We start from the raw sequence: 14,174 nt of genomic DNA, 5'->3' as shown, positions 1-14,174 counted from the left end.
TTTTATTTGTGCCCGGCAAGGCCCTGTCCCTATGTCCGCAATTATTTAAACTCATGCCGAAAAACTCGCTTTAAAAAGATTGGTATCGCTAACATTCTTTTCGACCGGGATGGTTCCTTTATCAGACGATAGAGCCATTCGAGGTTTAAATTCACCATAAACTTTGGCGCGCGTTTGGTAACTCCGGCCCAAATATTTAGGCAGCCGCCCACGCCAATAAAGACTCCTTTAGTAAAGTGCTGGAGGTTTTCAGAAATCCACTTCTCTTGTTTCGGAAATCCGAGCCCGACAAAGACAAGATCAGGTTGTTTCTGTTGAATTTCTTTGATAATTTTTTCATCACTTTGAAAGTAACCGTGGTGAAAGCCGACGATTTCAAGGTTAGGAAAGGCCTTTTTGATATTGCTTGCACTTAAATCAATAATATTAGGTTTGGTGCCTAATAAATAAACCCGATAATGTTTCTTATCGGATAATTCCAACAGTTTTAACATCAAATCAAAGCCGGCAAGCCGTTCCCGGAGCGGTCTGCCCAAAATCTTTGAAGCTATAACAATCCCAATGCCATCAGGGGTTATATAATCAGAATTTTTGATAACCTCGTCATAGGAAGGATTTGACTGGGCGTATGTAATGATTTCTGGATTAGCTGTTACGATAAATGTTTTTTGCGAGTGGGTAATCCTCGAATGAACTTCCTCGACAAGTTCAGCCATCGTATTATCGACGAAACGGTAACCCAGTACTTCCTTAAAGTTAAGCATGTGTAATTAAACCCCTAATCCTGACTAGTGCAAAAAATAAATAGCGATAAGCAATTAAATACTTCATATGAGATTGAAAATATATTTTATAATTCATATTATTTTGCGCAAAGTCAATTAAAATAATCCAGAAGGTACCTTCTATTATTAATCAATATTTTTGGTATAATATTAACATAAATATTACAATTTCGACATAAAGTCCTAAAAACATTTACACAATTCTACTTATTATTTACAATATCTTAATTAATAATGAACGATTTTAGTATGATTGGGTAGGTAGTTAAATCAGCGAATGAAAAGATTTAATGAGAGGGGGATCTAGTTTGAAGAAAGTACTGACCTATGGAACATTTGATTTGCTCCATCTTGGACATATAAACCTTTTGAAAAGGGCTAAGGAGTTAGGTTCTCATCTTACTGTCGGTTTGTCGACGGACGAGTTCGACAGCTTAAAGCATAAAAAATCCTATTACAGTTTTGAACATAGAAAAGTGATTCTTGAAGCAATTCGGTTTGTTGATTTAGTGATCCCTGAGAAAAGCTGGGATCAAAAGGTGAACGACGTTGTAAGCAACAATATCGATATATTTGTCATGGGCGATGACTGGAAAGGGCATTTCGATTATTTACAGGAATTTTGCGAGGTCATCTACTTGCCGAGGACTGTGGGTGTATCGACTACAAAAATAAAAAATGAATTATTTTCCGGTACAAATGGTTAAAGAAATCGCTATTAAATGTTATTTGCTCTGTTTTAAACTCGTCTATAACCTGTTTAAAATATGCCCGCAGAAGGATAAGATCACCTTCGTCGTCTCGTTTGAAGAAAACACGTCCTTTTTGTATCACGAAATCGCCAGACGAAAGCTGCCGTTTCAAGTAGTAATCCTGCATAAGTCGGCATTTTCCCAAGAATTTCAACAGGAATTACAAAACACGACCGTCATCCCTTTCGAAACAGCCAATTTATTCAGCTGGCTGCGGTCGATTTACCATATCGCAACCGCCAAGCACCTGATTATTGATAATTACTTTGCCTTTTTAGCAGCAATTCAGTTACGAAAAAATGTCGAGTGCATCCAAATTTGGCATGCGGCCGGTGCCCTGAAAACCTTTGGACTGGAGGATCATTCGATTGTCTATCGCAGCAAAGCGGCAAAGCAAAGATTTAGACGCGTCTATGCGCAATTTAACAGGATTGTTGTCGGCTCGGAAAAGATGGCGGGGATTTTTGTCGAATCATTTGCCGTCCCAGCAGAAAATATGTTGCGTATCGGTGTTCCGAGAACGGACTTTTTTTTTGATAAAACAAAGCATGAGACGATAAAAAAAGAGTTTGCGCACAACTATCCGCGTCTTAAAGGAAAGCGGATCTTGTTATACGCGCCGACCTTCCGCGATTCCCAATTGGCCGATTTTCAGATTAGCCTTGATATTGACAAGCTGTATCAAACGTTAAAGGATGACTATCTTTTATTGATCAAACTCCATCCGGCGGTTCAATCGAGTCACAATTATCAAGAACGTTACCCCGACTTTGTTTATGATTTTAGCGGGTTTAAACGGATGAATGAGCTGCTGATTATTGCGGATTTGTTGATTACCGATTATTCGTCGATTCCGTTCGAATTTGCGCTGTTAAACAAGCCGATGATTTTCTTCCCGTATGACTTGGAATTTTACAAACGGGAGAGAGGCGTGATTGCGGATTATGAGGCGGTTGTTCCCGGCCCGATTGCCTTTGATACTGAAGGGGTTATCGAATTAATCAGAACGATAGACGCTGACGATGGACAAGCGCGAACTGCAGCGTTTTCGCAGATTTGGAACGAATATTCAAACGGTGACGCCGCGAAGAAGCTTGTCGATTATATCGCGAGCGCTAGTAAAAAATTTTAGAGTGTTTTTGGAAAGGGCAGTAGTATGAAATCATTAGTTCAAGTGGTAAAGGAAAACGTTACCAACCTGCATTTAATCGGCCGGTTGTCGATGTTTGAATTAAAAAGCAATAATAATAATAATTATTTAGGGATGTTATGGGAAATTATCACCCCGATGATCTTAATCAGTATTTATTGGTTTGTATTTGGGTTCGGAATTCGCGGCGGGAAGCCTGTTGGCGGGATTGAATATCTGCCGTGGATGCTGTCAGGGATTAGTGTCTGGTTCTTTATTTCCCATTCACTGCCGCTGGGGTCCAAATCGATTTACACAAGGATTAACATCATTTCCAAGATGAATTTCCCAATGAGTGTAATTCCTACCTATGTGATTACCTCTAAGTTTTACCATCATGTGACACTCGTCGGCATCATCGCGGTCATCCTGCTTTATTATGGCTATACGCCGTCGATTTATTCTTTCCAATTGCCATACTTCATGCTGGCGAATTTAGTGTTGTTGGTGGCGATTTCCTTAATCACCTCCACCTTGGCAACGATTGTCCGTGATGTGCAAATGGTCATCCAATCGGTCGTCCGGGTGTTGTTATATTTAACGCCAATCCTCTGGACCGTCGAGCGGCTGCCGGAGCAGATTCGGAACTTGATGAAGGCAAATCCCTTCTATTATATAATTGAAGGCTATCGCGCGGCATTACTCGGTACCGAATGGTATTTCGTTGATCATGCGAAATATACGCTCTACTTTTGGGTAGTGGTCCTCGTCTTGCTATGGCTTGGTTCCAGCATCCATTTGAAATTCAAAGATCGCTTTGTTGATTATTTATAAAAGCTCTTGAGGACATTTCGAGCGAAATATGAGTTGGTTTTGTCCTTAATAAGGTGGATGAAGGACATTTCGTGTCCAAGACCAAGGAGATTTGTCCTTCATAAGGTGGATGAAGGACATTTCGTGTCCAAAACCAAGGAGATTTGTCCTTCATAAGGTCGATGAAGGACATTTCGTATCCAAAACCAAGGAGATTTGTCCTTCATAAGGTCGATGAAGGACATTTCGCATCCAAAACCAAGGAGATCTGTCCTTCATAAGGTCGATGAAGGACATTTCGCATCCAAAACCAAGGAGATTTGTCCTTCATAAGGTCGATGAAGGACATTTCGTATCCAAAACCAAGGAGATTTGTCCTTCATAAGGCTGATGAAGGACATTTCGTATCCAAAACCAAGAAGATCCCGAAGCTGCACTTTTGCCCCAATCCAGCAATATGCACCATTTTCTGTAATAGATTCGGTTGGGAGAGTATGTCAAATTTATTCCAAGTGCAAAAAGTACTAGTCAATCGCGTCATTATATAGTTTAATAGTCATTGTGCCGTAAATCATAATATACTAAATTTTGACATAAAAAGACAATTTTCTTCTTTTATATATACTTAGACGGAGGCTGGATAGATGATTTATGCAGAAATACTTGCCGGTGGTAAAGGAACGCGGATGGGCAATGTTAACATGCCGAAACAGTTTCTAACCTTAAATAATAAACCAATTATTATTCATACACTGGAAAAATTCATTTTAAATCCTGATTTTGAAAAAATCTTGGTCGTCACACCAAGAGAGTGGATCAATTACACGCAAGATATTATCAGCAAATTTATTGGAAAAAATAATCGAGTTGCTGTTATCGAGGGTGGTCGCGATCGAAACGAGTCGATCATGAATGGGATTCGTTACATCGAGAGTACCATTGGCGTGTTTGAAGATGATTATATTGTCACCCACGATTCTGTTCGCCCGTTTCTAACCCATCGAATCATTAAAGAAAACATCGAACAGGTCAAGAAATATAAAGCCGTTGATACCGTCATCGAAGCGATCGATACGATCATTGAGTCAGAGGACGGCGATACGATCTCAAATATCCCGAAGCGCAGCCAGATGTATCAAGGGCAAACGCCGCAAAGCTTCCATATTCAAACGCTTGTGAATTACTATCAGCAGCTAACGACGGAGCAAAAGGAAATTCTCACCGATGCTTGTAAGATTTGTTCCCTATACGGCGAGCCGGTCAAGATCGTCAAAGGTGAGGTCTTTAATATAAAGATTACGACTCCATATGATTTAAAAGTAGCGAATGCGATTTTATCGGAGAAGATTGCAAATGATTAATCAAGTGTATCGATTAGTGTCGGCACGTCAGTTTGAGATTACCTACAAGGATAGTTCGATTCATTCAGATTACATCGTGGTCCGCCCTACCCACCTATCGATTTGTGCTGCCGACCAACGCTATTATACCGGGACGCGCGGTGAAGAAGCGATGGCGACGAAGCTACCAATGGCGCTAATCCATGAAGGAATCGGTGATATTGTTTACGACCCGGCAGGGGAATACAAACCGGGGACAAGAGTCGTGATGATCCCGAATACACCAGTTGAACAAGATGAAATCATTGCCGAAAACTACCTGCGCTCGAGCAAGTTTCGCTCCAGTGGTTTTGATGGCTTTATGCAGGATTATATTTTTTTAGAGAGAGATAGATTGATAGCGTTGCCGGAGCATATTAATGTTCACGTAGCGGCATTCACAGAGCTGATCACAATTGCGATGCATTCCCTCGCGAGATTTGAGGCGAAGGCACACAGCCGCCGCCAAACCTTTGGTGTTTGGGGAGACGGGAACTTAGGCTATATTACCGCGCTATTATTGAAAAAGAAATACAAAGAGAGTAAGGTCGTTGTCGCGGGAAAAACTCCTTTTAAACTAAACAATTTTTCATTCGCAGATGAAGTCTATAACATTAATCAACTGCCAGCTGACCTGAAGTTTGATCATGCCTTTGAATGTGTCGGCAGCATTGGCAGCCAATATGCGATTAACCAAATTATTGACCATATCATTCCGGAGGGGACGATTTCGATTCTAGGTGTCTCGGAATATCCGGTCGAAATCAACACAAGAATGATTTTGGAAAAGGGAATTACCTTGATTGGCAGCTCGCGAAGCGGCTATCACGATTTTAAAAACACCGTTGATTTCCTGGCGTGCAACCAGGAGGTAGTCGATTATCTCGAAACATTGATTGGTTCGGTCCATGAAGTGAAATCGATTCAAGACATTATCGATGCCTTTGAAAAAGACTTAACGACATCATGGGGTAAAACAGTCATGGAATGGAATATCTAACCCCCTTTAGGAAGGGCCTGTTTAGTTGATGAAGCAAATAAAGTTACTGCCGACCATACTTACCAAAGCGATAATAAGCATCATCTACCAATTATATTGTTTGATTTTCCCTGTGAAGCAGCAAAAGGTAACCTTTACTTCCTATCGTTCGGATGCGATTCAGGGGAATTTGCTCCATTTGCAAAATGAAGTAAACCAGCAATACCCAGAGTTTCTAGTAGTCGACTTATTTAAGAAATTTGATTCGAGCAGGCGGGGGAAACTTTCCTATCTCCTGCACATGTTCATCTCAACCTATCACTTGGCAACATCGCGCTATTTCTTTATTGATGACTACTATTTTCCCGTTTATTTCATTAAGCCGCGGAAACAGACGAGCATCATCCAAGTGTGGCATGCTGCCGGTGCGTTTAAGAAATTTGGTTATAGCACGGTTGGCAAAAGCTTTGGTCCAAGCAGCGACTATTTAAAACATGTCAAAGTTCATTCGAATTATTCAAACGTGATTGTTAGTGCAGCGGAAGTCATCCCATTCTATGCCGAAGCATTTAATATGCCGGCAGAACAAATACTGCCATTAGGATTACCGCGATCCGATTATTTCTTTCAGGAAGAACATCATATCGAGGTAAGAAAGCGATTAGTACAGTTATATCCGGAACTTAACGGCAAGAAGCTGATACTTTATGCGCCAACCTTCAGAGGAAAAAGCCATCAGCAATCAGTCTCGCAAACTTATTTAGATTTTGCTGCGCTGAAAAACGGGCTTGGTGACGGCTATGCCCTAGTGGTGAAGCTTCATCCCTATATCAAATCAGAGCTGAACTTTGACAAAGGACTATTGGACTTTGTTTACCAAATAGATGATGTGTTTAATACCGAAGAAATCTTAACACTTGCTGATGTCTTGATTACCGATTATTCAGCGATTATTTTTGATTATTGTTTACTGGGCCGCCCGATTGTTTTTTATGCCAATGATTTGGAGGCCTATATATCGGAAAGAGATTTTTATTATCCATATAAATCGTTTGTCCCAGGTCCAATTTTCACGAAAACGAAGGATCTGGCTTTTTGGATTAAAAAGGAAGAATTTAATCTTCCGCAAGTCAATAAGTTTCGAAAGCGATTTTTCGATGTGTATGATGGCCAGGTAAGCCGAAAGACCATCGAAACCATTATTTCAAAAGAAGTGTAAGGGGTGTCACAGAAGTTGATTTTTAAGAGATTACTGAGAAGGCGCAGTACTACACAGACGCCACAACAAGCAAAGCCCGAAGCCCCATTCTCCGCTGTGGAAGAAGATTATATTGTCATCAAAGGCAAACAGCTTGAAGAAGCATTACCGGGTTTAGCAAAATCCGGAACGGATCGGAAGGAACTGATTCCGCGAAGACAAATTACGAAGCTGATGTGGAACGGACCGATCATGGAAATCGAAGGCTATTTCTACCTTGAAGATATCTCGATGCGTGATGAGGACTTAGTGAAAAAGCAATTGGTCCTGAAAAATGATAACGACCAAGAAATAACCGTTCCGTTAACCGATATTTCGATTGATGAGCTTGCCTTAGAGGGCAAGATTGAAAGCCGCTACAAATGGGCTGGCTTCAAAGGGAAAATTGATTTTTCGACAATGACGGAGAATAATAAGCCGCTGACTCCTTCCACCTATCGGACCTATCTCGAAGTGGAAGTGCAAGTATCAGAGTTTAAGAACTATCGAAAAATCTATCCGCTTGGCAATGTGCTTAATTTCTTGCCGCAGCAGTTCTATACCACAAAGATGGAATACTTCTCTGCTAAACAAGAGCTGAAATATAATTTAATGGCAACCTATGACCAACGCGAAAAAACATTAAAAATCGAGTCGACTAAGCTGAAGGATATCGACCCTTCTAAATATAATTTAATGCTCGCGAAAAATGATAGCTTACTCTATCGCTTTATGCGCACATACGGCTTTAAACTCGTCTACAATCTCTGTAAGCTGCTTCCATTACAAGAAGAGAAAGTGTTATTCGCATCCGACAGCCGGTCAGATATGAGCGGCAACTTCCAATTTGTCTATGACGAGATGCAGAAGCAGAAGCTCGATGTCGACTATCACTTTATCCTGAAAAAAGGGATTGAGGATCGCAAGTCCTACAAAGAGATCATGGAATTGGCTTATCAGCTGGCCACGGCGAAATTTATTCTGCTCGATGATTTTTATCCGATGGTCTATCCGTTGAAAATTCGCAAAAAAGCAGAACTAGTTCAGCTTTGGCATGCGGTCGGCGCCTTTAAAACATTTGGCTTCAGCCGCCTTGGACGGCCTGGCGGTCCATCGCCAAAGTCGAGAAATCACCGCAACTATACAAAGGCAATCGTAAGCTCAAAAAATATTGCCAAGCACTATGCAGAGGGCTTTGGCATTGATCAAGAGAAAGTAATCGCAACTGGAATTCCAAGAACGGATATCTTTTTCGATCAAGCCTATCAGGACAAGGTTCGCGATTCGCTATATGAGGAATACCCGTTTCTAAGGAATAAGAAGGTAATCACATTCGCGCCAACCTTCCGCGGCAATGGACAGCAATCGGCGCATTATCCAATCGATCGCTTACATTTTGACAAGCTGTATCATTCGTTAAAGGATGAATATGTATTCCTGTTCAAAGTCCATCCGTTTGTGAAAAATGATTTCAGTATTCCGTACCAATACAGTGATTTCTTTTACGACTTTTCATCCTATCGCGAAGTGAACGACCTACTCTTTATTACCGATATCTTAATTACTGATTACTCGTCTGTTTGCTTTGAGTATGCGTTACTGAACAAACCAATGTTATTCTTCTCTTACGATGTCGAAGAATACGTTCAAAAAAGGGACTTTTATTATGATTATCAATCGTTTATTCCAGGACCGCTTGTCAGAACGACAGAAGAGATAATTGAGACGATCCAACAAGAAAACTTTGAAATGCAGAAGATTGAACCGTTTGTGAAGTACTTCTTCGATGATCTTGATGGCAAATCAAGCGAACGAGTCGTCGAGCAGATTTTATTAAAGACAGATGAAGATTGGTATTAGAAAGAAATCAGGGGGTTATTTTTGAAATGAAAAATATTATTATCAGGACTGGGATGTCGCCGTTCGATATTTTTGATGCAGCACATATCATGGCGAACAATTCAATTGGCGGCAACGTCGGGAACTTGGTCTATCAATACAGTGTATTCCGGACGTTAATGACCGAAGATACGACGATTACGCCCGACTACTATGACTATGATCCAAGCCGTGCCGATGAAATTAATGAAAAATATGATGCATACGTCATCCCGCTCGCAGATGCGTTCCGGGAAGAATTTGTCCCATCATTACGGAAGTATACGAAGCTAATTAAAAAACTGAAAATTCCTGTGTATGTGATTGGTGTCGGTTTGCGTGCACCGTTTGAACCAAAGTTAAACGAAGGCTTCCCGTTTGATAAAGACGTGAAGGAGTTTGTCAGCGCAGTCTTAGAGAAGTCGAGCATGATTGGGCTGCGAGGTGAAATTACCTCCGAATACCTGACGCGCTTAGGCTTCCGTGAGGGAATTGACCATACTGTTATCGGCTGCCCATCGATGTATTCCTTTGGCCGCGAATTAAACATCCGTGAAACGAAGATCACAAAGGACTCAGTCGTTGCTGTGAACTCTTCAATGCTTGCACCGAAAAATGTATTAGATTTCATTACAAGAGGGATGGAAGAGTATCCGAACCATTATTTCCTTCCGCAATGGATGAAAGAACTGAAGCTTGCCTATGCAGGGGCGCCTGCGTTAACAAAAGAGCCACGCACGAACTATCCGGTTAGCATGTCAGACCCGGCCTATATGAATGACCGCATCCGTTATTTCTTAAATGTACCGACATGGTTAGACTTCATCAGACAGGCAGACTTGAGCTTCGGGGCCAGACTGCACGGGAACATCACAGCGACCATCGCCGGAACACCAAGCATCCTGATTCCGAAAGATGCGCGTATGAGAGAATTGACAGAGTATCATCAATTAACACATGTGATGGCGAATCAAATTACCGCTGACACAAAGCTTAGCGAGTTAGTGGAAAAGGCTGATTTCCAGCAGCCAACGAAACGCCAAGGCCAGAACTTTGACCACTACATCGACTTCTTGAATAAAAACAACATCGATCACATTTATAAAGACGGCGTGAAGCCTGCGGTCGTGCCTCTAGACGAGAAAATGGCGTCAGCATCAGCGGAGCTCCTGCCGCCAATCGCGCCAATCAGCGCCTGCAGTCCAGTCGAAATCGCCGACCGCATGGAGAAATACTTCTCGCTCGTCGAGGGAAAACAAATAGCGAAATTAGCAGGAAAAGATAAAACAATCAAGCAGCTGCAAAAAAAGGTCGCTGAAAAAGATAAAGCGATTAAAAAGTACAAAGGGACATTAAATCGCAAAGCCGTCCGGTTGGCTTTGAAAACAGCGGATATGTTTGCTCGTAAATAGGCTATATTGTTGAAATTAGGCATTAAGTGAAAAGGCGCATGGGCCATCCATGCGCTTTTATTGATATTTAATGGAAATGGCACCCGCGTTGACAGCTCAGATCCTCAACGCTTGCAATCGTTAATCAAATTCCGTGTAAGATCCAACGCCTTCATTCTGTTGTTCGATTTCATTGATTTTTTGATTTGTAAATTTATTGGTATATAACAGCAACACAAGAAATAGAACTAAAAAGCCGCTAATAATCAACAAGAAATATTGGAACCAAGCACCGAACTCTAGAATATCCAACGTAACTCCTCCTTTTTATATTAACTTTCCTTGAATAAAGGCATTCGTTAACTATCATTTATGTACCCTAAAACTAGTATTTAAAACAAATAAATGACAGAAAATTTCTCTTTTTATATCGATCCTTTCATGACATCTTCTATTGGTACCTATACAGGAAAACTAGATTGGATAAGGGGTATAAGCGACCGAACCTGAGAAGTTCACCGAGTTTCGGTAGCTTATAAGGGGTATAAGCTACCGAACCTGAGAAGTTCACCGAGTTTCGGTAGCTTATAAGGGGTATAAGCGACCGAACCAGAAAAGTTCAACGAGTTTCGGTAGCTTATAAGGGGTATAAACGACCGAACCAGAAAAGTTTATCGAGTTTCGGTAGCTTATAAGGGGTATAAGCGACCGAACCTGAAAAGTTCAACGAGTTTCGGTAGCCAATAAGGGGTATAAGCGACCGAACCCGGGAAGTTCAACGAAGTTCGGTAGCCAATGAGGGGTATAAGCGACCGAAACCGGATAAATAAAGCATTTTTATTGTTTGTACCTCTACAGTAAAACTCGGCAGGGGCATTCCTGCGCTTTTTTCTTTTTTTAGGAAGGTCGAAAAGCGGGTATAGTAGATAATATGTGTCCTTATCCGACAAAGCCGTCTTGGCGGAAGCCAATTTTTGTCGGCATTTAGCGTTGTTCTTTTTTTGAAACCGGCGGTATTCCGTGTTAAAATTTAGTTGAATACCTCCATTTGCCCGAACTTTTATTGCATTTATATCAGATTTTCATGTCACCACTTATAAGGGAGGAGTCATATGAGAATAAAGATTGTTCAATCAATTACTGATATAAACGGAGATCAATTGCCTCCCGAGATGATTGGGAAGGAATATGACGTCATCAAAGAGAATGGAAGAGGAGTATGGGTCAAAGAGGGGAAGATGGACGCATTTGTCCATTATGAAGAATTGGAAATCGTGGAATTAAGCGCTCAATTAGCAAAAATTCTCGGCCACTACTTACGAACGACAGCGAAAGACAAGTTTGAACAAGAGCTCAAAAGTATGGGCTGCACACATCTAATATAAAAGACGCCTTCCGAGTGTGAAGGCGTCTTTTATTCTCCAATGGAAAACGCATCAATCCGAGTGATAAAGGGTTCTGTTTTGAGGTGCTTTTCTTAAAATACGTGCCGAAATGACAGTAGTATTGGCATCGTTATTGGTATATAAAAGAGTAAAACTCGCCATAGTAATCGACGAGCTTCTTTATTAGGAATACAATAACCTTATTTATATAAAACCTCACTTACTTGTGATACGGTTCACCGTGAAAGTTCTAAGTGAGGTTGGAAAGGTTCCGTTCGGCTATTAACGGACTAAAGTTGGACCAACTAATGCTTCTGGGTTTTCCCCCAATGCTAACTTGCTAATATTAGCATAGCTGATTTGTTTATACGTTTTTAGTAATTGCTTTAACTCAAGGAACTTTATGTCTGTTTTTAAATTTTCGATTTCCCGATAATAGACAGACAACACATAATCATCTTGAGACCTCGGATTGAATTTACCTGGGTCTTCATCCATAATTAATGAGCCCATATATTGATATCCAAACTGCAATTGACGAGTCAGCTTAATGATATTGATAAATTTTCTGTAAATAGATGGTTTTGTGGAATTCAATTTTCCGATAGCAATTTGCGCACTTTTCAATTGGTTGTAACTTGATGTTGTTAGCATAATCTCTCTCCCTTTTTGCTTGGTATTAGTCCCATGGTTTATCCACTGAAAGTTTGGACACGAGTTCGTTATTTTGTTGTCTTTTTAGCTTGCGAATTTTTTCACGTTCTTTTCCCGTTTCATAGAGAAATTTTTCTTCTTCTGTTTCTGGAATAACACCTGGAACTTCTATCGGCCTTTTATTTTCATCTAGAGGAACAAAAGTTAAGAATGCTGTAGCTGCAAGTCTACGTTTTCCAGTTTCAAGATCTTCGGCCACCACTTTACAGAAAATCTCCATTGACCTTTTACCTGTATAGCTGACAAATGATTCGATACAAACCGAATCACTTACTCTGATTGGTTCAATGAAGTTAACCGAGTCAGTAGATGCCGTAACACATTCCTTTACCCTTGAGTGCCTGCGAGCGGAAAGCGTCGCACAAGCATCCATCTTCTTCATTAGAACTCCACCAAATAATGTATGATAATTGTTCAAATCATTAATGAGCACTTGATCGGTTTGAACAACACGCGTTTCTATAACCCTTTTCGCTTGCATAAAATACCACCTTATATAAAAATACATTTGAAGCGTTCGCCTCAAATGCATTGAAGTTTTTACAATGACAATTATAATATGACTATAGTGGAAAGATACAATGCCAATCCCATATGCAATTCATAACAAAATAGTATGTAAGCGCTCTTTAGCCTAAACAATAAAAAAAGCCTCCCCTTAACAAGAGGAAGCCTTCTACTATTTGACTCAATTTAGATTATGAATCATGGTTATGATTAGATGTCGACAGCTTTACTTTAGCAAATCGGATAAATTCTTTCGCAACCTGTGATAAGTATGCATCTTTTTTCCAGACCATCGCTAGATTCCATTCGATTGTCGGATTGATTACGGTTATAGTTCGAAAATCATTTGCTAGTTCCAAACATGTATTCTCAGGCAGCAAAGTAATACCTATATTGTAAGCCACCAATTCTTGAATAAAATCTAATTGTGATGTTTCCGAAATAATTTTCGGTTGAAAACCAGCTTCTCTGCAAGCAGTCATGACTAGGTTCCTTAACTCAAAATCTCGATTGAACATAATAAAGCTCTCTTCTTTAAGTTCTTTCAATGACACTTCCTGTCTCCCAGCAAGACGATGAAACGAGGGTACCACTAGTTTTAATTTCTCATTAACAAACCTATAATAGTCGAGATTATCATTTTTCTCCGGAAGAACGAGAACCCCAAAATCTAACAAACCATTGACAATCTTCTCCTCAATCGGCTTAGATCCATCCTCTTCCAATTGGAATGTCACCTCTGGATATTTTTCATGAAACGATGCAATCAGTTGTGAGAAGAAAATAGAATTAGTAATCGCAGGGAGTCCAATACGGACATGGCTTTTTTTTAGCATGAACATCTGACCAAGTTCCGCATCCAATAGCTGCAACTGTTTTTCAATTATTAATGTATGCTTTTTTAAAATACGTCCTGAATCTGTTAATATCAGCCCTTTTCTTGTGCGAATAAATAGCTGTGTACCAAGTTCATCCTCCAAGGTTTTGATAATTCTACTGAGGGCAGGCTGCGTAATAAACAGATTTTCAGCTGCATTGGTGAAATTGCCAGTACGTGTAACTTCAATAAAACACTCCAAATGTTTAATTTCCAATCCTATCAAACACCTTATATACTTTTTTAAAGATATTTTAGTTTACCACATTTTTTACTTTAGTAACCTCACTTGTGATTTATCAAAAAGGCAAACCAATTTTTTGAAAAAACCTCATTTACTTATGATAC

General features: G+C 40.3%; 14 protein-coding genes. 9 read left to right on the top strand and 5 right to left on the bottom strand.

All coding sequences use genetic code 11. From position 1 onward, the window contains the following. Nucleotides 1-41: 41 nt before the first annotated feature. Nucleotides 42-764, bottom strand: coding sequence for a WecB/TagA/CpsF family glycosyltransferase (locus ACFVSW_RS08715; protein ID WP_387314734.1), 723 nt, complete (start codon nucleotides 762-764; stop codon nucleotides 42-44). Between the two features lie 329 nt (nucleotides 765-1,093). Between ACFVSW_RS08715 and tagD the strand changes: the two genes are divergently transcribed. The 8 genes from tagD to ACFVSW_RS08675 all read left to right on the top strand — a co-directional run bounded on the left by tagD (nucleotide 1,094) and on the right by ACFVSW_RS08675 (nucleotide 10,364). Beyond that, on the top strand, nucleotides 1,094-1,492 hold the full coding sequence (gene tagD / locus ACFVSW_RS08710; RefSeq protein WP_387314731.1) for a glycerol-3-phosphate cytidylyltransferase: 399 nt from the start codon (nucleotides 1,094-1,096) through the stop codon (nucleotides 1,490-1,492). Further along, the gene (locus ACFVSW_RS08705; protein ID WP_387314729.1) at nucleotides 1,464-2,669 is read left to right on the top strand and encodes a CDP-glycerol glycerophosphotransferase family protein; all 1,206 of its coding nucleotides are present in this window, start codon (nucleotides 1,464-1,466) and stop codon (nucleotides 2,667-2,669) included. Before tagD ends, ACFVSW_RS08705 begins: the two co-directional genes overlap by 29 nt. Before the next feature lie 24 nt (nucleotides 2,670-2,693). Next, on the top strand, nucleotides 2,694-3,500 hold the full coding sequence (locus tag ACFVSW_RS08700; protein ID WP_387314726.1) for an ABC transporter permease: 807 nt from the start codon (nucleotides 2,694-2,696) through the stop codon (nucleotides 3,498-3,500). Nucleotides 3,501-4,123: 623 nt separating this feature from the next. Further along, nucleotides 4,124-4,840 (top strand): IspD/TarI family cytidylyltransferase, encoded by a 717-nt coding sequence (locus tag ACFVSW_RS08695; RefSeq protein WP_387314724.1) that lies wholly within the window; start codon nucleotides 4,124-4,126, stop codon nucleotides 4,838-4,840. Beyond that, entirely contained in the window at nucleotides 4,833-5,858 is a 1,026-nt protein-coding gene (locus ACFVSW_RS08690; protein ID WP_387314721.1) for a ribitol-5-phosphate dehydrogenase, read from the top strand. The genes ACFVSW_RS08695 and ACFVSW_RS08690 overlap by 8 nt, the downstream gene beginning before the upstream one ends. A 28-nt stretch (nucleotides 5,859-5,886) precedes the next feature. Further along, nucleotides 5,887-7,056, top strand: coding sequence for a CDP-glycerol glycerophosphotransferase family protein (locus ACFVSW_RS08685; RefSeq protein ID WP_387315127.1), 1,170 nt, complete (start codon nucleotides 5,887-5,889; stop codon nucleotides 7,054-7,056). 15 nt (nucleotides 7,057-7,071) lie between these two features. Continuing rightward, nucleotides 7,072-8,934: a CDP-glycerol glycerophosphotransferase family protein gene (locus ACFVSW_RS08680; protein WP_387314719.1), complete on the top strand. Its 1,863-nt coding sequence runs from the start codon at nucleotides 7,072-7,074 to the stop codon at nucleotides 8,932-8,934. A 26-nt stretch (nucleotides 8,935-8,960) separates the two neighbouring features. Further along, entirely contained in the window at nucleotides 8,961-10,364 is a 1,404-nt protein-coding gene (locus tag ACFVSW_RS08675) for a polysaccharide pyruvyl transferase family protein (protein ID WP_387314716.1), read from the top strand. Nucleotides 10,365-10,484: 120 nt separating this feature from the next. On the opposite strand, the gene ACFVSW_RS08670 is transcribed toward ACFVSW_RS08675, so the two are convergent. Then, a complete protein-coding gene (locus tag ACFVSW_RS08670; RefSeq protein ID WP_387314714.1) occupies nucleotides 10,485-10,655 on the bottom strand; it encodes a hypothetical protein in 171 nt (56 codons plus the stop codon). Between the two features lie 800 nt (nucleotides 10,656-11,455). On the opposite strand from ACFVSW_RS08670, the gene ACFVSW_RS08665 reads away from it, so the two are divergent. Next, the gene (locus ACFVSW_RS08665) at nucleotides 11,456-11,728 is read left to right on the top strand and encodes a hypothetical protein (RefSeq protein WP_387314711.1); all 273 of its coding nucleotides are present in this window, start codon (nucleotides 11,456-11,458) and stop codon (nucleotides 11,726-11,728) included. A gap of 282 nt (nucleotides 11,729-12,010) precedes the next feature. Here the strand turns inward: ACFVSW_RS08665 and ACFVSW_RS08660 are convergent, their stop codons facing one another. The 3 genes from ACFVSW_RS08660 to ACFVSW_RS08650 all read right to left on the bottom strand — a co-directional run bounded on the left by ACFVSW_RS08660 (nucleotide 12,011) and on the right by ACFVSW_RS08650 (nucleotide 14,043). After that, complete coding sequence (locus ACFVSW_RS08660) at nucleotides 12,011-12,382, bottom strand: hypothetical protein (RefSeq protein ID WP_387314710.1); 372 nt, start codon at nucleotides 12,380-12,382, stop codon at nucleotides 12,011-12,013. A gap of 25 nt (nucleotides 12,383-12,407) precedes the next feature. After that, the gene (locus ACFVSW_RS08655) at nucleotides 12,408-12,923 is read right to left on the bottom strand and encodes an acyl-CoA thioesterase (protein WP_387314707.1); all 516 of its coding nucleotides are present in this window, start codon (nucleotides 12,921-12,923) and stop codon (nucleotides 12,408-12,410) included. A gap of 217 nt (nucleotides 12,924-13,140) precedes the next feature. Next, nucleotides 13,141-14,043 carry a LysR family transcriptional regulator gene (locus tag ACFVSW_RS08650; protein WP_387314705.1) on the bottom strand — a complete coding sequence of 301 codons (903 nt, stop codon included), beginning with the start codon at nucleotides 14,041-14,043 and terminating at the stop codon, nucleotides 13,141-13,143. Between the last annotated feature and the right edge of the window lie 131 nt (nucleotides 14,044-14,174).

It is taken from the genome of Neobacillus sp. NPDC058068, assembly GCF_042885335.1.
Lineage (GTDB): Bacteria > Bacillota > Bacilli > Bacillales > Cytobacillaceae > Neobacillus.
Note: the sequence above shows the minus strand (reverse complement) of the source record. Positions and strands in the feature narration are given on the sequence as shown.